The organism is Desulfatibacillum aliphaticivorans DSM 15576, from assembly GCF_000429905.1.
Classification (GTDB): domain Bacteria; phylum Desulfobacterota; class Desulfobacteria; order Desulfobacterales; family Desulfatibacillaceae; genus Desulfatibacillum; species Desulfatibacillum aliphaticivorans.
In genome coordinates this window covers 40,067-58,803 of record NZ_KE386982.1, presented here as the reverse complement: position 1 = coordinate 58,803, position 18,737 = coordinate 40,067, and the positions used below count along the sequence as shown (strand labels likewise).

The 18,737-nt window shown below is 53.5% G+C and carries 20 protein-coding genes; 9 read left to right on the top strand and 11 right to left on the bottom strand.

Annotated features, from left to right (window positions below; translation table 11 throughout):
* Positions 1–8: 8 nt before the first annotated feature.
* The 7 genes from G491_RS0126375 to G491_RS0126345 are packed head-to-tail and all read right to left on the bottom strand — an operon-like array spanning position 9 to position 4,192.
* Positions 9–1,484, bottom strand: coding sequence for a proton-conducting transporter transmembrane domain-containing protein (locus tag G491_RS0126375; protein ID WP_028316655.1), 1,476 nt, complete (start codon positions 1,482–1,484; stop codon positions 9–11).
* Positions 1,481–1,879: a cation:proton antiporter subunit C gene (locus G491_RS0126370; RefSeq protein WP_015949633.1), complete on the bottom strand. Its 399-nt coding sequence runs from the start codon at positions 1,877–1,879 to the stop codon at positions 1,481–1,483. The genes G491_RS0126375 and G491_RS0126370 overlap by 4 nt, the downstream gene beginning before the upstream one ends.
* Before the next feature lie 6 nt (positions 1,880–1,885).
* Positions 1,886–2,695 carry a Na(+)/H(+) antiporter subunit B gene (locus G491_RS0126365; RefSeq protein WP_248635536.1) on the bottom strand — a complete coding sequence of 270 codons (810 nt, stop codon included), beginning with the start codon at positions 2,693–2,695 and terminating at the stop codon, positions 1,886–1,888.
* Positions 2,696–2,714: 19 nt separating this feature from the next.
* Positions 2,715–2,960: a Na(+)/H(+) antiporter subunit B gene (locus tag G491_RS0126360; RefSeq protein ID WP_028316653.1), complete on the bottom strand. Its 246-nt coding sequence runs from the start codon at positions 2,958–2,960 to the stop codon at positions 2,715–2,717.
* Positions 2,957–3,286, bottom strand: coding sequence for a monovalent cation/H(+) antiporter subunit G (gene mnhG / locus G491_RS0126355; protein WP_035220338.1), 330 nt, complete (start codon positions 3,284–3,286; stop codon positions 2,957–2,959). Before mnhG ends, G491_RS0126360 begins: the two co-directional genes overlap by 4 nt.
* A gap of 11 nt (positions 3,287–3,297) precedes the next feature.
* Positions 3,298–3,606, bottom strand: coding sequence for an MrpF/PhaF family protein (locus G491_RS0126350; protein ID WP_015949631.1), 309 nt, complete (start codon positions 3,604–3,606; stop codon positions 3,298–3,300).
* A gap of 1 nt (position 3,607) precedes the next feature.
* Positions 3,608–4,192, bottom strand: coding sequence for a Na+/H+ antiporter subunit E (locus G491_RS0126345; RefSeq protein WP_051327542.1), 585 nt, complete (start codon positions 4,190–4,192; stop codon positions 3,608–3,610).
* Positions 4,193–4,571: 379 nt separating this feature from the next.
* On the opposite strand from G491_RS0126345, the gene G491_RS0126340 reads away from it, so the two are divergent.
* Together G491_RS0126340 and G491_RS0126335 are read left to right on the top strand one after the other, a co-directional pair.
* Positions 4,572–5,195, top strand: a complete 624-nt coding sequence (locus G491_RS0126340) for a cytidylate kinase-like family protein (protein WP_028316650.1) — start codon at positions 4,572–4,574, stop codon at positions 5,193–5,195.
* A gap of 98 nt (positions 5,196–5,293) precedes the next feature.
* Positions 5,294–5,941, top strand: coding sequence for a cytidylate kinase-like family protein (locus tag G491_RS0126335; RefSeq protein ID WP_015949628.1), 648 nt, complete (start codon positions 5,294–5,296; stop codon positions 5,939–5,941).
* A gap of 43 nt (positions 5,942–5,984) precedes the next feature.
* On the opposite strand, the gene G491_RS0126330 is transcribed toward G491_RS0126335, so the two are convergent.
* Positions 5,985–6,623 (bottom strand): DUF1638 domain-containing protein, encoded by a 639-nt coding sequence (locus G491_RS0126330; protein WP_169829528.1) that lies wholly within the window; start codon positions 6,621–6,623, stop codon positions 5,985–5,987.
* A gap of 159 nt (positions 6,624–6,782) precedes the next feature.
* Between G491_RS0126330 and G491_RS0126325 the strand changes: the two genes are divergently transcribed.
* On the top strand, positions 6,783–7,526 hold the full coding sequence (locus tag G491_RS0126325) for a GntR family transcriptional regulator (protein ID WP_028316648.1): 744 nt from the start codon (positions 6,783–6,785) through the stop codon (positions 7,524–7,526).
* On the top strand, positions 7,519–8,196 hold the full coding sequence (locus G491_RS32715) for a cobalamin B12-binding domain-containing protein (protein WP_051327541.1): 678 nt from the start codon (positions 7,519–7,521) through the stop codon (positions 8,194–8,196). The genes G491_RS0126325 and G491_RS32715 overlap by 8 nt, the downstream gene beginning before the upstream one ends.
* Here G491_RS32715 and G491_RS0126315 read toward each other — a convergent pair.
* A complete protein-coding gene (locus G491_RS0126315; RefSeq protein WP_028316647.1) occupies positions 8,193–9,755 on the bottom strand; it encodes an ASKHA domain-containing protein in 1,563 nt (520 codons plus the stop codon). The two genes, G491_RS32715 and G491_RS0126315, sit on opposite strands and share 4 nt — an antisense overlap.
* A 258-nt stretch (positions 9,756–10,013) precedes the next feature.
* On the opposite strand from G491_RS0126315, the gene G491_RS0126310 reads away from it, so the two are divergent.
* The 5 genes from G491_RS0126310 to G491_RS32710 all read left to right on the top strand — a co-directional run bounded on the left by G491_RS0126310 (position 10,014) and on the right by G491_RS32710 (position 14,582).
* Positions 10,014–10,823: a dihydropteroate synthase gene (locus G491_RS0126310; protein WP_028316646.1), complete on the top strand. Its 810-nt coding sequence runs from the start codon at positions 10,014–10,016 to the stop codon at positions 10,821–10,823.
* A 63-nt stretch (positions 10,824–10,886) separates the two neighbouring features.
* The gene (locus G491_RS0126305; protein WP_028316645.1) at positions 10,887–11,522 is read left to right on the top strand and encodes a cobalamin B12-binding domain-containing protein; all 636 of its coding nucleotides are present in this window, start codon (positions 10,887–10,889) and stop codon (positions 11,520–11,522) included.
* Positions 11,523–11,562: 40 nt separating this feature from the next.
* Positions 11,563–12,888, top strand: a complete 1,326-nt coding sequence (locus G491_RS0126300; RefSeq protein ID WP_028316644.1) for a uroporphyrinogen decarboxylase family protein — start codon at positions 11,563–11,565, stop codon at positions 12,886–12,888.
* 153 nt (positions 12,889–13,041) lie between these two features.
* Positions 13,042–13,872: a transporter gene (locus G491_RS0126295; RefSeq protein WP_169829527.1), complete on the top strand. Its 831-nt coding sequence runs from the start codon at positions 13,042–13,044 to the stop codon at positions 13,870–13,872.
* Positions 13,873–14,039: 167 nt separating this feature from the next.
* On the top strand, positions 14,040–14,582 hold the full coding sequence (locus G491_RS32710; RefSeq protein ID WP_169829526.1) for a DUF2284 domain-containing protein: 543 nt from the start codon (positions 14,040–14,042) through the stop codon (positions 14,580–14,582).
* A gap of 270 nt (positions 14,583–14,852) precedes the next feature.
* Here G491_RS32710 and G491_RS0126280 read toward each other — a convergent pair whose 3' ends face one another.
* Both G491_RS0126280 and G491_RS34715 read right to left on the bottom strand, forming a co-directional pair.
* Positions 14,853–17,108 carry a papain-like cysteine protease family protein gene (locus G491_RS0126280; protein ID WP_028316642.1) on the bottom strand — a complete coding sequence of 752 codons (2,256 nt, stop codon included), beginning with the start codon at positions 17,106–17,108 and terminating at the stop codon, positions 14,853–14,855.
* A gap of 530 nt (positions 17,109–17,638) precedes the next feature.
* The gene (locus G491_RS34715; protein WP_051327539.1) at positions 17,639–18,661 is read right to left on the bottom strand and encodes a 4Fe-4S binding protein; all 1,023 of its coding nucleotides are present in this window, start codon (positions 18,659–18,661) and stop codon (positions 17,639–17,641) included.
* Positions 18,662–18,737 lie beyond the last annotated feature (76 nt).

Here is an 18,737-nt window from a genome sequence, read left to right as displayed (position 1 = left end):
ATGCGCCGTCACATAAGCGCCGGTTTGATGAAATTGTTTACGATTGAGCCGGAATAAAACCCCACGGCCAGTATTCCGGCGGCCGCCGCCCATAAGGACGCAACCAGGGACAGCGGCGCCTCATGAATTTCAATATATTTGTGTCCTCCATGGCCGTGATGATCGTCCCCGGAATACAGGGCGTACTCGAACAATCGGAAAAAGAGGACCACGTTGATCAAGCTGGAAAACAAAAGGGCCGCCAGGAAGTCGTACCTCCCCGCCTCAATGGCGCCTTTCAGCAAGAACCATTTGCTGAAGAACCCGCACGCGGGCGGAACGCCGATGATGGACATGGCGCCCAAAACCAGGGCGCCCATGGAAAACGGCATTGTTGAAAAAAGGCCTTCAAGATCCTTAAAATCCGTGGTTTCCATTCTGCCGGCCAGGGCGGCTATGGCCAAAAACAGGCACAAGGTCATGAGGACGTCGTTCAAAAGATGCAGGATGGCGCCCGTCCACGCGGTCTGGTTTCCCAGCCAGGCGCCTCCGACCATGTAGCCCACTTCCGCAACCACTATGTACACGGCCATACGCCGTAAGTTTCGCTGCGCCAGGGCCATGAGCGAGCCGGCGACGACGGCGACGACGGCGAGGGTCACCACAAATCCCTCCAAGGATATTTGTTCAAACACGTAAGCGGGGGTGAAAACAGTGAACATAATCCGCAGCATGACGTAAATCATCACCTTGGTCATGAGGGGGGCCAAGAGGCAGGCGGAGGCGTGGCTTGCGTGGGAATAGGCGCCCGGCAGCCAGGCGTGCAAGGGAAACAAGGCCGCCTTCAGCCAGATTCCGCACAAGATGAGCAGGAAGGCGGCGAAAACGGCGTCCGAGCCGTACAATGCCGGCAAAAGCCCGCTTAAATCCGCCATGTTCAGGGTGCCGGTCATCATATAAAGGAGCCCTACGCCCAAAAGATAAAACGAAGCCCCTATCGTACCAAGCAGTAAATACCGCAGGCTTGCGAGCGGCGCCAAACGATCCCCCGAAGCGGTGAGGGCGTATCCGGTAATGGAGGAGATTTCCAGCAGAACGTACAGGTTGAAGGCGTCACCGGTGGCGGTCATGCCCAGCATGCCGGTGACGGCCAGCACCATCAAGGTGTAAAAGGCGGGAGCTTTAGGCCCCTGTTCCCTTTCTACGATTTGACGCGTTGCAATCAGGCTGACCAGGGCGGCCCCGGAGACCGCCACAAGCACCGGCGCGTTCAGGTAATCCACTTCCAGGGCGATGCCCAAAGGCGGCGCCCATCCGCCCATGCGGTATTGAAAATGGCCCTCAGCCAGGACGCGCGCGGCGACGCCCAGAGAGGAAAGAAAGGACGTCCCCAAACCCAGGACCGCTATGGGGAAGCACAAGGACCTGCGCAGCCATGCTGCGGCTGCAATCAGGCATGCCGCGAGAAGCGGCGCTATGATGAGAAAGGCCGGATATTGATTCACGGGGCCTCCCGTATCTGATCGTTGATTTCGTCCTCCTCCAGGGTCCCGAAACGGGCGTACAAACGGATCGCCAGGGCCAAGGCCACCCCTAACGTGGCCACAGAAACCACGATAGCCGTCAACATAAGCACATGGGGCAAGGGATTCATGTACTGGACGGCATGCACCGCCTCATGCCCGTGTCCCTCCGAATGCATGATAATGGGGATGGTTGCGCCTTTTTTTGCGCCGATGGAAATGTAAAACAAGATGATGGCCGTCTGCAGGATGTTCATGCCGATGATCTTCTTAACCAGATTGTTTTTGGCGATCATGGCGTAGAGGCCTATCATCATAAGCGATATGTACATCCAGTAGTTGTATTTTGCGAGGATGAGGCCGGTTATCGATTCCATGTCTGATCAGAGTCCTTGTTTGTAGCCGCCGGCTGAAGACAGATTGGCGTAGATGATTATCATGGTGGCCATGACGCACACGGCCACGCCCACTTCCACGAATAATATTCCCAACGAACGGGCGGCCTCCGGGGCCGTCCCGAGCCATTCGGCCAAGGCCCCGTAATCCAAAAAATTGTGTCCGGCCACAACGCACAGGGCGCCTACTCCCGCATAGATCAACACTCCCGCCGGGCTCAACACGCCCATCAGCTTTTCCGGGGTCATTTTCATGCTGGTCCGTAAATCATGGGACAGGGCGATTAAAATGAACGAAGCTCCCAGGATGACGCCGCCCTGGAAGCCTCCCCCCGGGCTGTGGTGCCCATGCGCCACCACGTACAGCGCAAATAGCTGAATGAACGGCGTAAGCACCCTGCAGGCCGCCCTTACAATGAGGCTTCGAGGCGTCCAGTAGGGGTCCAGTTGCTGCAAATAGGGGGAGTCAGGCACGTGCATGGACGGGGTTCGTATACGGATGACCATGTCCGTGGCAAGGTGGCGAAAAAAACGGTCTTCCTCCTCCTCTTTCCTTGGCTGGACTCGAAGCAGGAAGAAACAGGCAAGGCCGGCGGAAAAAATAACGGCGGTTTCGAACATGGTGTCGTAACCGCGATAGTCGGCCAGGACGGCGGTGACCACGTTGGGCGTGGCGGTTTCCTCGTAGGCTTGTTCCAGGTACTCGGGCGCCACGTGCAAATGAGCCGGAGCATTGGGATCCCCCCAACCCGGAAAGTCCAAGGTCGCATGCACCAGCATGCCCCAGCAGCACAACACCGGTATTAGCCAGAAGCGTTTAATCTTTCGTCCTCCTTGTGGTTCGGAACACGGCGGCGATAAAAAACACGGTGCTGACCCCCGCGCCCACGGAAGCCTCGGTAAAGGCCACGTCCACGGCCCCCATGACAGCCCATAACAGGCACAGCATGAAGCTGTAAGCGCCAAACAAAATGCCTGCGCCAAACAAATCGCGCACAGTAACGGCCGCTATGGCGCATATGACCACCAGCGCCAAAATAGCCAGATCCACTTGCCAGATCATTTTTGTTCGTCCTCTTGTTTAACCCAGGGGCGCAGACCGGCGCGAACCCCGGCGTCCACAATGGCGTGGGTGGCCGTGGGGCTGGCTATGAAAATAAAGCCTACCGCGAAGCCGATCTTCAGGCTGGTCAAAAGAGTTGTTATGGAAAAAGGATGCAAATTATAGACGGCCAAGCCCGCCATAGTGAGCAGAGCCCCCAGGGTGTCCAGTTTTCCCGCAGCGTGCAGCCTTGTGTAAAAGTCGGGAAATCGGAGAATTCCCATAGTGGCGCCGGCGAAAAAAACCAAGCCCCCCAAAGTCAACAATACGGCCAATAAGTCCAACATGACATCTTTCCTTAATCCCAATGAATTCGAGGAGTAATTTCCTCTTCCACGGCGTCCAGGCCTTTGCGTTTGTGAAAGTAGCGCGAGGCGGCGAGCACCGCGATGAAATTCAGCATGGCGTAGGCCAGGGCGATATCCACAAACATGTCCTCCCGCGAAAAAAGATGGCCGATGATGATCAGCAGGACCACGGTTTTGGAGCCGATGGCGTTGGCGCCGACCAGGCGGTCCACCACGGTAGGGCCGTAAGCCGCCCTGTACAGCGACAGAGCCATGAGCAGAATAAGAAACAAAGCCGCGCCCAGAAAAAAACCGTGCATGTTAGTCAGACTCCCCAAAAGCCCTGGCCACGCGGGACTCCATTTCACGCAGAGCGTCCATGTCTCCGGTGGTGTAGTCCAGGGCGTGAATTCTCACCTCGTTTCCGGCGGATACCTGGATGGTAATGGTGCCGGGGGTGAGAGTGATGGAATTTGCAAAGGTGACCAAAGGGATTTCCCCCTTCAGCTTCGTGTGCATGCTGATTATGTGCGGATAAATAAGTTGTTCAGGATTGCGCGCGAAAGCAATTCGTAAAACATGGATATTGGATTTGACGATTTGCAGTAAAAGCCAGGGCGTGTAAGCCGCCATGCCCGCCATGGACCGCGCCAGGGTTGCAACATCTCCGGACGGAAAAAGGAGGTCCCGGGAAATCCAGGCTACGAAGAGGCTTGAGGCCGCGCCTAAACTCAGGTGAAAAGCGTCGAACTTGCCGGATAAAAGAATCCAGGAGGCGAACAGTAAAAGCGAGGAAATCCCCAGGGATAAGCCCTTTTGGACATAGGGATTTTTGGGAGGAGGCTGAGCAGCCCTTAGTATTTCCCGGCGATTCGTTGATAACTTTTCCAGGTCAATAGGCTTCATAATGAGAACTCCGCGGCTCACGTCTTTAAAAAAAGAGTTCGGGACAGGGTTCCATCTTAAGCGTTAACCTGACTTTGGCTTAGTCGATACGCTAAGTCATTGCGTCAATGATTGCATGAAGGCTAAGCGGAGTTCAAGAAAAAAAATCCCTTGTTTTCAGAGGACTATGCAGAGCGATTATCTCTTGCTTGAAAAAAAGCGCGCATTTGAAGGGGAAAGCCGTTTTGCATAATCATTTTTACGGCGCCGGAAAACATTGCTGAAACTAAAAAATTGATCGTTTGTGTAAGTAAAAAATATTTTTTCTTGCCAACAGCAAATCCGCCGTATTAATATAACACAGAATTCATATTAATTTGAAACACTAAGGAGATTGTCCATGGCCGTTATCTGCATTTCCAGACAATTTGGGGCGGGCGGTCGAACCTTAGGCGTCAGTCTCGCCCAAAGGCTTGGATACCGCTTCGCTGATCATGAACTTATGGATAAGGTGTCCAAGGAATTGGGCATCTCCGATGAATGGTTCGCCGTCACGGAACGAGAGGGGCATGGTGAAGACAGCCTGGTCTCCACCGGCACGGTGGCGAAAATCCTTGGCCGGATCCGGGGTGGAGATCAGGATTCAAGCGGCATGGGCGCCAAGGTTCGGGAATCTCTCCGCCGCCTGATACCGGAGACGGCCGCCCAGGGGCAAGTGGTCTTTGTGGGGCGGGGAAGCCAGTTCTATTGCAAGGACGCCAAGGATCTCATTCGCATTCTCCTTGTGGCGCCTGTATCGTGGCGGGAGAACTTTCTTATCGAACATCACCGCCTTTCCGCGGATGAGGCCCGGACCACCATCAAGGAATGGGACAAAAACCGTTCGGCCTTTTTGAAAAAGGTCACCGACAGGGATCCGGACGACCCCAGCTTGTACGACTTGTGCCTCAACACCAGTCATATTTCCATAGATCGGGCCGAATCCCTGATTTACGAGCTTGTCCAAATGCGCTCGTCCAACTAAAAGCCCCCAGGACTGAGCCGCCGAGGCGCCGCCGTTTCCAGCCAAGGGGGCTATGGCGGCGCGCCGCCTTTCCCACCCAGACGCAGAAGGAGAGAATCATGTCCGTGGTCACAATATCTCGTCAATTCGGTGCAGGGGGACACACCCTTGCGGAAACCTTATCTCAAAGACTGGGCTATGACCTTGTGGATCGCCTGCTTATAGAAAAGATCGCCGAAGAGGCCAAGGTTTCCGTACAATGGGTGGAAGCTATAGAACGCGAAGCCGGCGGGCTTCTCATGAAGCTGGTGAACTCCATGGTCAGCTCCAGCTTTATTGACCGGCTGCTGGGCGAAGATCGCCAGGACTTTAGCGAAGAGCGCTATATCAAATTCCTGAAAAGCGTTGTGACTAACCTATGGCAGGAAGGAGGCAAGGTGGTCATCGTGGGCCGGGGCGCCCAGTTCATCCTGCCGGACAGCGAGGACATCGTAAAAGTGCTCTTGGTGGCCGACCTCCCGGACCGGATCAAGTTCCTGGAAGAACATTATAAAATGAGTACGGCAAAAGCCACGGAGCTGGTGCGGCGGGAGGACAAACGCAGGGCCAAAACCCTGGGGCTTTTCTATGGCGGAAACGCCGACGACCCCAACCTGTACACCATGGTGTTTAATACTTCGGCCCTAAAAATTGATGAGGTGGAGGAGCTGGTGGTTCATCTCATGGAAAAAATTTACGAAAACGGCGCCCCTGCAAAAAGCGCCTGAATGCGAACGATCATCGCCAACAGGCGGTTTAAAAGCCGCCCTATTAAAAAAAAGGGATCTTTTCGCCGGGATTGGCGATGACGAATCGCTCCGGGGTCCACAGGCCTGAGGTTAAATCCTGAACCAGCGTCAGATCCGACGGAAAGCGGATGAACTCAAATTGATGCTTTGCCGCCAACGCCTTGCATTGGATTACCGCCCGGTCCGTATCCTCCCAGCCGTGGTCCAACAGGCCCAGCTTGGAATAATGCTTAAGGGCCAACTCGATAATCTGAGGCCTTCTTTCCTCAGGAATCCGCTCAAGCCCTTTTTGGCATTGCTCGAAAATATCCACTTCCGAGCCTATCCAGGTCGGCTCCAGAAAAAAACATCCGGGATTTTCGGACATCACCTTTTTATGGCGCTTTTGAGAGCCTAACAAGGCCCCTACGCAGTCGTCCACACGCGGCAAAATCAAGCGGGCCTTGCTTGCATACACGCCTTCCAAAGCCCGCCCGCACAGGCCGTAACCCAGAATAATGTCGTCCCCATCCTCTTCCATCCGGGCGATTTCTTCAATCACCCGCTCGCGCAGCCTGTCCGGGTTCAGATGCAGCCCGATATCCAAAATGACCCGCTCCATGTCGGGATCGACCATGGGCTCGATAATGTGGGCCAGAGCCCGGCAACTGATTAACTTCACGTTTTTTTCCTTTTTCATTCCCCAGCCTTTCCCCCACAAGGCCGCCACCCTATCAAATTCTTATAGATGTGTATAGAAATAATTGCTTTCATTGTTTTTTTCAGCATGCTATACACTCTGCCCGGATGGGGTATTTTTTGAACATGGAGACGAGGCAAATTGGGGAAGGCAGTTGAAAAGAAAAGAGGCTCCCTGCCTGTTTACTCGCAGCTTGCGATGATCATCAAAGAAGATATTGCAACTGGCCGGCTGCAGCCGGGCATTCGCATTCCTTCGGAATCCAAGCTGGCCAAGCAATATGACGTCAGTTTAATGACGATCCGCCAGGCTATTGGCGTGCTGGTGGAAGAGGGCTTGGTTAAACGGGTGCACGGGAGCGGGACTTTTGTCCGCAGAATTGAAGTGGGGTCCACCACTTTCGGACTGGACGGGCTGCACAACGTACTGACCGACACCAACGGGTTGCAGGTCAGGGTTTTGCAGACCAATGTGGCGAGAGCCGGAGGAACGGAGGGGGGAATCCTGGAGTTGGAGGCGGAAGCCCCGGTTATCCTGGTAAAGCGTTTGATTATTCATAATAGCCGCCCGTTTTGCGTGCAGACGGCTTATTTGCCTTTCGACCCCCGGGCCCCGGTGGTGGAAAGCATGTTGGAGACCACGGGCCTGTCGGATCTGTTTTTCAGCAAAAAGCAGCATGGGTATAAAAAAGGGACCCTGAGGCTGCTGCCCACCCGGATGGACGGGCAGGAGGCAGAGCTTTTGCAAGAGGAAGGAGACGGGGCCGCCTTTAAGTTGGAATACATCTATTTTGACTTCAAGGATAAACCCTGCGCTTACGGCTGGTTTATCATCCCTCATGAACAAATGCCTCTGGTAAGTATGGTTGGAGTATGGAATGAGTGATTCTCAACCCAAAAAGGAAATTCCGCCGGCTGAAAAAGCCCTTTTAATCGAGTTGATTTCCTCGTTGCAGGAAAAGGACAGCCTCCGGCAATTGAAAAAGCTCCACCAAGAGGGTTATGACACAGAGGAGCTTCTCACCTATTGCATGGAAGGGGTCAGACGGGTTGGAGTCGGTTTTGAAAAAGGCGAGTATTATATCTCCGCCCTGATCATGGCCGGAGAAATCATGAGGCAGTCTGCGGAGTATCTGAACTCCTTCCTGCCGACAGTGAGAAGCGCCAAGGAACTGGGCCACATTTTATTGGGCACCATCAAGGGCGACATTCACGACCTGGGCAAGAACATTCTTAAAGACATGCTAATCTGCAACGGATTCAAAGTCACGGATCTGGGCGTGGACGTTCCGCCCCAGACCTTTGTGGAAAAGGCCTTGGAACTGGAGCCGGATTTCGTGGCCATCAGCTGCCTGCTGACCAACTGCCTGGGCAACCTGGCCGAAGCGGTCGAAATGGTCCGCAAGGCCAAACCCGAAGCCAAGGACCTGATTATCGTGGGCGGCAACTGTCTGGACGAACTCATCAACGATCATGTGAAGGCGGACCGGTGGTTCACCGACGCCGCCCTGGCCGTTCAATTCTGCAAGGACGCCCTGGAATCCAAAAAAGGTTAGCAGGCGCCCTCCGGAAAGCTGAGATTGTAGACGAATTTCTTTTGAAATTCCACGTTGCCCGCCAGGTCGATGGTTTGAATCTTTTTCGCCATTTCAATGGCTTTTTGCAAATACAGGTCGTCGCAAAGAGCCATCACGGCTCCTGCTCCCGCGGAATTCCCAGCCATCTCGATTTTTTCGGACTTCAAATCAGGAATCATGCCCAGACAAATGATATCCTCTTTATTCAAATGGTTGCCGAAGGCCCCGGCGATAAGAATCTTTTCCGGCTGAACCAGCCCGGCTTCCATGAGCAGAAACTCGATGCCCGTGGCCAAGGCGCCCTTGCCCAATTGAATGGACCGGATGTCCTTTTGCGAGATGTACACGGAATGATTCCCGTTATTGGGATCCCCTCCGAACAGAACAAACTCCCGCTCTCCGGCCTTAAATCCTCCGCCGGATTTGACCACGCCTTTGCGATACAACTCGGCCAGGGCGTTTATGACTCCCGGGCCGCAAATGCCGGCCGGCTGCACGCCGTCCCCCCCGTTCGCGCCGATCACTGAAAGGGAAGCCACTTTCTGATCTCCATTGATTTTGACGCCGTTTATAGCCCCTGGCGTGGCCTGCATGCCGCAGTCAAGCTCAGCGCCTTCAAAGGCAGGGCCCGTGGCGCAGGACGCGGCGTAAAACGAGCCGTTGTTTTTGAAAAGCAATTCCCCGTTGGTGCCCAGGTCGATCAACAAGGCGCCGTCCGGCTGGCGGTCGAAAACCGCCGCAAGCGCCGCAGCCAGGGTATCCCCGCCGATAAATCCCGAAACAATAGGCAAGGTGTGCACAACAAAAGGCTTCGAAGTGAACCCAAGGGCGGCGGAATCCCATTCCCTGGCCTCATAAAAAACCGGTTCGTACGGGGCCCTTCCAATGGATTCCGGATTGACTCCGGTGAAAATGTGAATCATGGCCGGATTGCCCACCACGACCATCTTGCTGATTGCGCCCGCCTGGGAAGCATGCATCAGCTTGCCCAGGCCCCATTCGATGCTGTTAACGACCAGCTTCTGCAAATAGGGCAGGTTTTCAGGATTTTTCACTATCGCGTTAATCCGGCTGATCACGTCCGCGCCGTACATGGATTGGGGATTCTTTAAGGCGATGGAGCCCAGCACCTCCCCATTGGCCCAATCGCAAAGATACACGGCGATGGTGGTGGTTCCCAAGTCAACGGCGGCGCCGTACCGGGGCGTTTGCCTTTTTTTCGCCGCCATCCTTTTAAGAAAAGACTCGGGAAAGGACAGGGGCGCCTTGTCCATCACATGAGAGGAAAGAAGCGAGGCCGCGGGAATTTGAATGGAGACGTCCTCCTCCACTTTGTGCACGCAGGCTTTCACTTCGTCAAAATTTCCGGCCCCGTTTTGCACCAGCACCTTGCACTTTCCGCATCTGCCCTTGCCCCCGCAGTCGGACCTTAAAAATATTCCCTGATGCATAAGGGACTCGAACAAGGTCATGTTTGAATTGCCCTTTATTTCATTGCCGTCAGGCAGAATCCGAATAGTCGTCTCTTTGTTTTCCATTGAAAATCCTTTAGTTACAACCCGTGCAAACTCCCGGCGCCCCACAAAATGGCACGATTCTGGAATAGGCGTAGGGGCGGTTTCCAAAAAAAATTAACGCGATCCTAAAAAAAGTGCTTTACTCCTCTATAAGACTTTTGCTACAAGTCCTATAGAAGACTGATAGCATCTTCCCTTTTTCAAAACAAGGGAAAATGCCGAAATAGAAAACAAACCAATCCGGGATATTGACCAACGAGAACCCGGGAGGAGGAAACAATGATAATCATCGGCGAAAAACTTAACGGTACACGCAAGGCGGTGGCAGCCGCAATTCGGGAAAGGGACGCCGAGTTCATCAAGAATCTTGCTAGGGAGCAGGATGAAGGCGGATCCACTTTTCTGGATGTCAATGCAGGCACGGCCCCGGACAGGGAGCCTGAGGACATGGTCTGGATGGTGAATCAAATCCAGGAGGTTTCCGACTTGCCCCTTTGTCTGGACAGCGCCAACCCGGCGGCTATCAAGGCCGGCCTGGGCGCCGTGAATAAAACTCCCATGATCAACTCGGTGAGCGGCGAGCAGGCCCGCATCGACGGCGTTCTGCCCCTGGCTTTGGAGCACAAGACGGACCTGATTCTGCTGGCCTTGAATGACAAGGGCATTCCCGCAACCGTGGAAGGCCGCATGGAGATCATCCGCCAGTTGATCGGCATGGCCCGGGACGGCGGCCTGGAAGACGAAAAGCTGTATATCGATCCCCTGGTAATCGCCATCAGCACCGGCACCAACAACGCCATGGTCACTTACGACACCATCAAGACCATCACCCAGGAGTTCCCCAAGGTGCACATCACGGGCGGGGCCAGCAATATTTCGTTCGGCATGCCCCTGCGCCCCCTGATCAATCGCTACTTCATGGCCATGGCTGTGCAGGCCGGCCTGGACAGCGCCATCATCAACCCCAACGATCGCGAGCTCAAAGGCGCCATCATGACATCCGAAATGCTCATGGGCCGCGACAAGTTCTGCATGAGTTTCAACAAGGCATTCAGGGCCGGTCTTATCGGTCCCAAACCGGAAAAATAATTGAAGGACGCGCCTACGAGCGGACGGCGCGCAAAACAACACTTCCTTAAGGAGGCAAAAAACATGCAAGAGTTAATCGACGCCATCGCGGACATGATGGAAGACAAAGTCATGGAACTGACCAAGAAATATCTCGACGAAGGCAAGGATCCCAGTGAGATTTTCGACGCTTATCAAAAGGCCATGGAAGAAATTGGAAGGCGTTTTGAGGCCAACACCTACTTTGTGCCTGAGCTGATCATGGCCGGCGAAATGATGAAAACCGGCTCCGAGCTCATCAAACCCCATTTGAAGGAAGACGCCGCCGAGGACAAGAGCGGAAAAATCGGCAAATACCTTATCGCCACCATCGAAGGGGACATCCACGACATCGGCAAGAACATCGTGGGCATGATGCTGGACCTGAACGGCTTTGAGGTCATGGACCTGGGCGTGGACGTTCCCGCGGACAAAATCATCGAAGCGGCCAAGGAATTCCAGCCGGACATTATCGGCCTGAGCGGGCTTCTGACCCTGGCTTTCGACCCCATGAAGGCTTTTGTGGAAAAACTGGCTGCAGAGGGTCTTAGAGACAAGTACAAGGTTATGATCGGCGGCGCCCAGATGGACCAGCAGGTATGCGAATACATCGGCGCCGACGCCTGGGTGACCGACGCTGTGGCGGGCGTTAATCAGAGCAAAGAATGGCTGGCCGCCTAATGAAACTGAAAACCGACAGATCACCTTTGGAGGAGAGAACATGTCAGATATGAGCGAAGTCAGAAAAAAGCAAGACGCCTTCCTGGACAAATGGATTTCGGGGGAAGGCATCGAGTTCATCAGCGAAGAAACAAAGGCAGCCTACCAGGAGCGCGCCGGGTTGATCGCCGCCGCGTTCAGGCTTGACGACTCCATCAAGCGCGTGCCCGTCATGCCCTTGACCACCTTTGCGCCGACCATGATGAAAGGCATTTCCGGTAAGGAAGCCATGTACAACCCCGACGCCGCAGGCCAGGCTTACGTGGATTTCTGTGAAACCTACCAGCCGGACGCCGCCGGCGCCGCGCCCATGCTTATGTACGGCCCGGCCCTGGAGACCCTGAAGTACAATCTCTACAAATGGCCCGGCCAGGGCGTTCCGGACAATTTGTCCTACCAGTTCCACGAAAAGGAATACATGACGGCCGATGAGTACGGCAAGCTGATCAGCGACCCCACGGACTTTTATCTGCGCACCTGGATGCCCAGGACCCACGGCGCTCTGGCGCCTTTCGCCGACATGCCGCCCATCTACGGCGCCATGGAACTGCCCATGCTGGGCCCCTGGCTGGTCGGCATCGGCACGCCTCCCATGCAGGAAGCCCTCAAGGCCCTCATGGAAGCCGGCAAACAGTGCTTTGACTGGATCAACACCATGGGCGCCTACCTGGGCAAAATCATGGCCATGGGCTTCCCCTTCTACGCAGGCGGCGCCACCAAGGCTCCTTTTGACACCATCAGCGACTCTTTTAGGGGAACCACCCAACTGATGATGGACCTGTACCGCAAGCCCGACATGGTTCTGGAAGCCGTGGAAAGGCTGGTGCAGCCCATGATCGACGCAGGCGTCGCCGGCGCTGTGGCCAATAACAACCCCATCGTGTTTATTCCGTTGCACAAAGGGGCGGACGGATTCATGTCCAACGCTCAGTTCGAAAAATTCTATTGGCCGACCCTGAAAAAGGTCATGTACGGCCTGGCTGAAGCGGGATGCATCCCCGGATGCTTTGTGGAAGGCGGATACAACCAGCGCCTGGAATACCTGGCGGACACATCCGACATCCGCTGCATGTACCTGTTCGACCGCACCGACATGACCAAGGCCGCCGAAGTTTTGGGCGGCAAAGTGTGCATCGCCGGCGGATTCCCGGTTTCCATGATTCTCACCGCCACGCCTGAAAAGGTGGAGGAGGAAACCAAGAAACTGATCGACGCCGCCGGAAAAGACAAGGGCTACATCCTGAGCATCGGTTGCGCCCTGGACGAAGGCAAGCACGACACCATGTTAGCCTTTTGCAACGCTGCAAAAACCCATGGCGTGTACTAAAAAGCAGTGATTTTAGGCAGTATTGGAAGTATCAACGCCCCCTGCCGCTGCTAAGTTGCAGGGGGTGTTTTGAAGGAGTAGGGAAAAATGAGGATAGGAAGATTTTTTGTAGCAGCAATTCTGATTGCAACAATGTTGTTTCCGATATCAGCCATGGCTGAAAACGACCCAAGAGACGCTATTGCAGCGCCCGGCGGCACGAATTTGTTCCTGTTTTATTACAGGAATTACTACGGCAGCAACTTTTACGTTGATGGACAAAATCTGGATAGCAACGCTGACTTTGATATGCAGTTCGGCATGTTCCGGCTCGCCCACTTCTGGGATATAGGCGGAGGATGGATCTGGAGCGCGGACGTGGTCCAGCCCTTTGCATCCATGGAGTTCGACTCGGACGTCCTGTTCCCGACTACCAGCGGCTCCAATTCGGACGGCATTGCGGATACAACCGTGGCCACCCATATCAACACCCCATTCCTATACAATGAAGGGGATACGAAGTTCGGCATGTCCGCCGGATTTTATCTGACCGCGCCAACAGGGGAATACCATTCCGAAAAAGCTGCAAACGTCGGCAGCAACCGCTGGACCTACCGGTTGGAAGCCACGCCCGTGGTGTTCATCAAAGGCCCCTTTGTTTATGAACTCACCGGGGAAGTGCAGCTCTTTTCCGACAACGACGAATGCACTCCCCTGCACTTGGAAGAGGAAAAGGAAGCCGTTTACCACATCCAAAACCATGTCAGCTACAACCTTTCCGATTCCTTCTGGCTGGGACTCAGCTATTACTACCTCACCGGAGGCGAGACCACCCTGGCCGGAATCAATCAGAATGACGACGCGCTGACCCAAACCCTTAGGTTCTCCGCCAATTACCAACTGGCGCCTGCAGTTCAACTGCTGCTTCAGTACAATACGGACGTGGATCGGGACAACGGGGTGGACCAAAACTATATTGGCGGCAGGATGGCTTTCTGCTTCTAACTCAATAACGGACACAGCGGATTGGCATGAGCGAAAGATGCCATAGGCAGCAATCGCTCTCCCCCTTTCCCCCTATAAACGCATTTCCACAAACGGCTGGAGCCTTCCGGCGGGCTTCAGCCGTTTAAATTTTCATGTTTAACCTTTCCCTGAACAGCGAGAACGCCATGCAAGAACTTGAAGCCGTCCAAAGATTTTTCGACCATTACAAAGATATCTCCTGCGACGAAGTTCCGTTCAGCCCCATGGTCCGTAAAATGTGCGAAGCCAACCGATGCGGCAGCGTGGGTAAAAGCTGGACCTGCCCGCCCGCCATAGCTCCCGTGGAGGAACTCCAGGCCGGGCTTGAGAAATACGAACGGTTTCTTATTGTTGACAAGGTGTACGAACTGGAAAGCAGCTACGATTGGAAAGGCATGATGGCCGGCGCCAAGGACTTTCAGGATCGCATCCAGAACCTGCGCAAAGCTATCAAGGAAAGTTTGGCCTCGGAGAATTTTGTCATCCTTGGCGTAGGCGCCTGCCAGGTGTGCGAAACCTGCTCCTACGTAGACGGCGAGCCCTGCCGCTTCCCGGAAAAAGCCCTGTACTCCGTGGAGGCCTACGGCATCGACGCCATGAAAATGATGAAGGACGCAGGGCTCAAATATTACAACGGCCCCAACACCGTCACCTACATCGGCGGGGTGTTTTTTCAATCGCAGTCCTGAAAAAAAAACATGCCTCCGACGGCAAACGGCAAAACGACTAAACTGCCTGCCTCCGGCGGCAAACTTTTAAAAAAGTTTGATCAAAACTTCAAAACAGCGCTTCGCGCAAAAACAGAGCAGGCAAAAAATCGCGGCGTCCCCGGCGCCATGTAGAAAGAACAAGGCAAAAACCACCGTAATCGTTACAAAATGCAAGATTCAGGGCTTGCCCTGCGTCATTCCCATAGGGAATATTTTATCACTGGCCATGCCTACGGTTGCCGCCGAGCATCAAGTTTGCAGGGCCTGCAATACCTCATGAGCGTTTTGCAGGGTGTTCTTGACAAAAGCCCTTTCGGTATCGTCAAAGACATGGACAAAATTCAGATTGCCCTGGTCGTCTTCAAAAGCAAGAAACAGCGTATACATGCTTGGAATTGTGACGACAAAGTACTTCGGCGAAAGATTTATGTGATCTTGGGCGAACACGTTTTTTGTTCGGGTCAGGTCTTTTATTGTATTTGAATTGCCAATGCTTTTAACATGCCATTTACCCGCCTCCCGGTTGACTGCAACGGCGGAGACAACTTGCCCGTTGCAGAGTATGGGAAACATCAGTTCATCCAGGTCCAGGAGAAATTGATCCGAACTTTGACCGGGTTGAAACTGCTCTATTTTGTCAAATCCAATAAAATATACTTGAAAGGGCTCCCCAAGTTCGAGTTTGGAGGCGTCTTCCGGGCTCTTCAACGACGCTTCACTTTGGGCCATGCCCAAAGATACATACAATTTCAGCCCTTTTATCGCTGCGGACTGCGCATCAACGAACTCCTCCCTTTTTGGTGCGGATGACTCTTTTTCCATAACCATTTCTCCGGAAGACTCTTTCACTGGAGGAGCTTCCCGTTCTTTTGGATTATAATGGATATCATAATAATCACGGCCATGTGTATGGTCTTTCCCGCTTACATACTCACTGTATGTTATCCATGCCACCTCTCCACTGTCCACCGGCCAAGGATTATTGATATGAATCATCTGGTCATAATCGCTGTATCCTGTAGCCACCATCTCGTGGGCGCCTTTCTTACCCCCTGTCCATTTCCAAACAAATTGTACAGGCCTGTTGGAGCAAAACTCATGTTTCAAATCATGGAATGACAATACGTCTGGGGGATCGATAAATCTATAGAGAAAATCCCAATGAGCGAATTGCGGACTACCCGGCTTTACACATTCTTTTGGTACGGGGTCGCCGCAGCAGTCATTACGTTTAAACTCCGTGTTAGCCTGCTCGCATTGAGGAACATCGCGCCCCAAATATTTCATGATCATTTCCGCACTGGCGGCCCAGCACCACTGTTCCGTTTCCTGGGGTATTAATTCTACCTCCAATCGTTTAACAACATTTAGTGAAGCCAAATATCCATAGGTCCCAAAAAAAACCTGCTCATCCCTCACGGATATTCTGACTTCATCCTCTCCCAGCTTGGAAAGGTCGAGCGACAAGTATACGGCGCCGGTTTCAGGATACAATGCGTAAAGATATCCATTAGACCCGGCGTATAATATATTCTTTTGGGAATCGAACAACACATTAACATAATGTTCTCCGCAATGATGCAATGGAACGTTAATATTTTTTTTCGTGTTGCCAAAGTCGGCAAGGTCAACCATGACGACCCATCCATGTATTCCTGCAACCAAATAGGAGTCCGTCAGCGCCAATCGGGTTTCATGGTTGCCCCTGTCAGGAAGCCTATTGGAGTCGATAATATTGCCGTTGAAATCGATTTGATTGACGTAACCGTTGGAGCCCGCATAAATGTATTTGCCGTCGGTCACAACATGAACAACTTCATCATCCTTGTCCGGCAGAGGTGCGTAAATATTATTACCCGGATTATCGAAATCAGCAAGGTCGACCAATATTACGTGGCCATTTGTGCCTGCAATCAGGTAGGAATCAGAGAGGGCCAATTGCACTTCATGGTTTCCCATACCAGGCAGCGTGTTGGTGGCGATAAGCGTCCTACTGCTTGCATCGATTTGGTGCACATAGCCGTTGGAGCCCGCATAAATGTATTTATTGCCGTCATATATGACGGAAACGACTTCCCTGCCGCCGTCATCCGGTAAGTCAATATCTTTATTTTTACTCGCATTCCCGAAGTCGGCGAGATCAACCAATACAACATAGCCGTTCGTGCCCGCGGCCAGATACGAGTCCGTCAAAGCCAGCCTGACTTCATGGTTTCCTTTATCAGGCAGGTTATTGACGGCATGAATATTGCCGCTCTCCACATGAACTTGCTGGACGTATCCATCGCACCCTGAGTAAACATAACCGCCATCAGACGCCAGGACAGATACAATCGCGTCTTCGCTATGATCCAATTTGTCTTTCCATAGATAGTCTGTTGATGAAAGATCCCCAATGCAACCATCATGCGTTTGAACACTTGAATTTTTTTCAGGCATTCTTGCTGAGGCGCCCGCGGCAATCTCGGAATACCCTTTCCCATTTTCCTGTTTTATCTCACTCATGGTTTAATCTCCTTTATTGTTCAGCAAATAGGTTGCATGCAAAACGCCTTTGAGAAAAATCGCGGATCCGCCCAGGACATCGCTTACGCGGCCCCGGACCGTGGAGTGAAAAGACAAGGAGAATGAAAGCCCTTAAAAACAGAGAGGTGGAAGATGCCGTAGGTGTATGTCTGGACTTCCTCACACAAGGGCTTGACGTTTAGCCTTGCCGGTGCAGAAAACAAGCGGAATTCCGGCGCCTGATCAACGCCCTGATTGACGCCGCTTCATGTTAAGGGACGGGCGCTTTGGACGGTCTTTTCAATGGTGCTGAAGAAAACAAAGCGAGATAGAAACTAATATTTTAATGAGAATTTATTTATATTAAAATCCAATTATACTATACGTCAAGCTGTTTTTTATGCCATTCTATTAATGGCGTTAAGGAAGCCCGCATCAACCCTCCCCGATGCGAGCGGGCGCAGGCAATCTCAAAACCGGGGCGGTTGCTTGGCCGCACGGGTTTGGGTGAATTCCTGTTTACAGGCGTCTTATGTGGACCGGATAAACTCCCTGGGCCGGATTTCCTCCAGGATAAGGGCTTCGGCGGGGCATGTGAGCACGCAATTGCCGCAGCCAAAGCAGGAGTCGGGGTCGATTTTGGCGACCTCGTCCAACTCGATGGCGTGAAACTGACACCGGTCCACGCACACGCCGCAGCCCAGGCAGTTCTCTTCCTTCAATGTCACGCGAAAACGGGAAGGCGCAAAAGCCTCATACTTGATCTGATTGATCAAAAACAGGCCGGTGCAGCAGCACGAGCAGCAATTACACAGGGACAGGTCGGACTTGATGTTGTTGCGGGTCATGTGCACCAGGCCCGCCTCTTCCGCCAGCTTGAGCTTGGCCAGGGCTTCCTCCTTGGAGACGGCGGTTCCGATCCCGCGCTCCAAGGCCTCCTCGCCGAAACGGTTGATGAGCATGCAGATGTGGGCGTCGTCCGGCGCGGGGCATTCCGGGCTTTTGTTCAGAGTGTGCCGGGAGGAGCGGCACACGCAGGGCAGGACCACGATTTGCTCGGCGTTTTGTACGATGGCCGCAGCGGACTCGATGTCCAGAACCGTTGACCGGGAATCCACGGTCTTTTCTATGGGAATGGTGCGCAAGGCCGGCGGGACCTTGTATTTTCTCCAAAGGGGGATGGTTTCCGGCAATTCCTCTCGGATGATGTGGTCCCACATCTCCACCATGGAGTAATCTATGCCCGGAGTCAGCAAAACCGCGTCCCGCAGCTCGATGACGCCGGGGTAGAGTTCAAAGACTTCCTCGTCCCCGGACAGCCTGTGGTTGCGGCATACCGCACCCATGAATCGCAATTCCTTGATGACCCTTTCCACGTCTTGCGGAAGCATGCAGGCCCTGCCTGCAAGGTTGTCGATGCTTCCGGGAAGCAGGGAGGCGATGGTCTGCTTCTCCTGTGTGTCAAAGAGGATGGACAGGATTTTTTCCATGGTTTTGGAATTGGGATATCCCAACTTCTTGGCGTATTTTTGCAGACTTTCAGACAAAGGCATTGAATCATCCTTTAAACAATACAAAATTCAAGGGCGCGGCAAGCAGCGCCCCTACACTCCCCTCTGGGCCTTGCAT

What these genes read in the sequence shown, in the direction of transcription:
- G491_RS0126370 (WP_015949633.1), bottom strand. Translation starts at nt 1,879, where the DNA reads ATGGAATCGATAACCGGCCTCATCCTCGCAAAATACAACTACTGGATG.
- G491_RS0126360 (WP_028316653.1), bottom strand. Translation starts at nt 2,960, where the DNA reads ATGATCTGGCAAGTGGATCTGGCTATTTTGGCGCTGGTGGTCATATGC.
- mnhG (WP_035220338.1), bottom strand. Translation starts at nt 3,286, where the DNA reads ATGTTGGACTTATTGGCCGTATTGTTGACTTTGGGGGGCTTGGTTTTT.
- G491_RS0126350 (WP_015949631.1), bottom strand. Translation starts at nt 3,606, where the DNA reads ATGCACGGTTTTTTTCTGGGCGCGGCTTTGTTTCTTATTCTGCTCATG.
- G491_RS0126345 (WP_051327542.1), bottom strand. Translation starts at nt 4,192, where the DNA reads ATGAAGCCTATTGACCTGGAAAAGTTATCAACGAATCGCCGGGAAATA.
- G491_RS0126340 (WP_028316650.1), top strand. Translation starts at nt 4,572, where the DNA reads ATGGCCGTTATCTGCATTTCCAGACAATTTGGGGCGGGCGGTCGAACC.
- G491_RS0126335 (WP_015949628.1), top strand. Translation starts at nt 5,294, where the DNA reads ATGTCCGTGGTCACAATATCTCGTCAATTCGGTGCAGGGGGACACACC.
- G491_RS32715 (WP_051327541.1), top strand. Translation starts at nt 7,519, where the DNA reads ATGAGTGATTCTCAACCCAAAAAGGAAATTCCGCCGGCTGAAAAAGCC.
- G491_RS0126315 (WP_028316647.1), bottom strand. Translation starts at nt 9,755, where the DNA reads ATGGAAAACAAAGAGACGACTATTCGGATTCTGCCTGACGGCAATGAA.
- G491_RS0126310 (WP_028316646.1), top strand. Translation starts at nt 10,014, where the DNA reads ATGATAATCATCGGCGAAAAACTTAACGGTACACGCAAGGCGGTGGCA.
- G491_RS0126305 (WP_028316645.1), top strand. Translation starts at nt 10,887, where the DNA reads ATGCAAGAGTTAATCGACGCCATCGCGGACATGATGGAAGACAAAGTC.
- G491_RS0126300 (WP_028316644.1), top strand. Translation starts at nt 11,563, where the DNA reads ATGTCAGATATGAGCGAAGTCAGAAAAAAGCAAGACGCCTTCCTGGAC.
- G491_RS0126295 (WP_169829527.1), top strand. Translation starts at nt 13,042, where the DNA reads ATGGCTGAAAACGACCCAAGAGACGCTATTGCAGCGCCCGGCGGCACG.
- G491_RS32710 (WP_169829526.1), top strand. Translation starts at nt 14,040, where the DNA reads ATGCAAGAACTTGAAGCCGTCCAAAGATTTTTCGACCATTACAAAGAT.
- G491_RS0126280 (WP_028316642.1), bottom strand. Translation starts at nt 17,108, where the DNA reads ATGAGTGAGATAAAACAGGAAAATGGGAAAGGGTATTCCGAGATTGCC.
- G491_RS34715 (WP_051327539.1), bottom strand. Translation starts at nt 18,661, where the DNA reads ATGCCTTTGTCTGAAAGTCTGCAAAAATACGCCAAGAAGTTGGGATAT.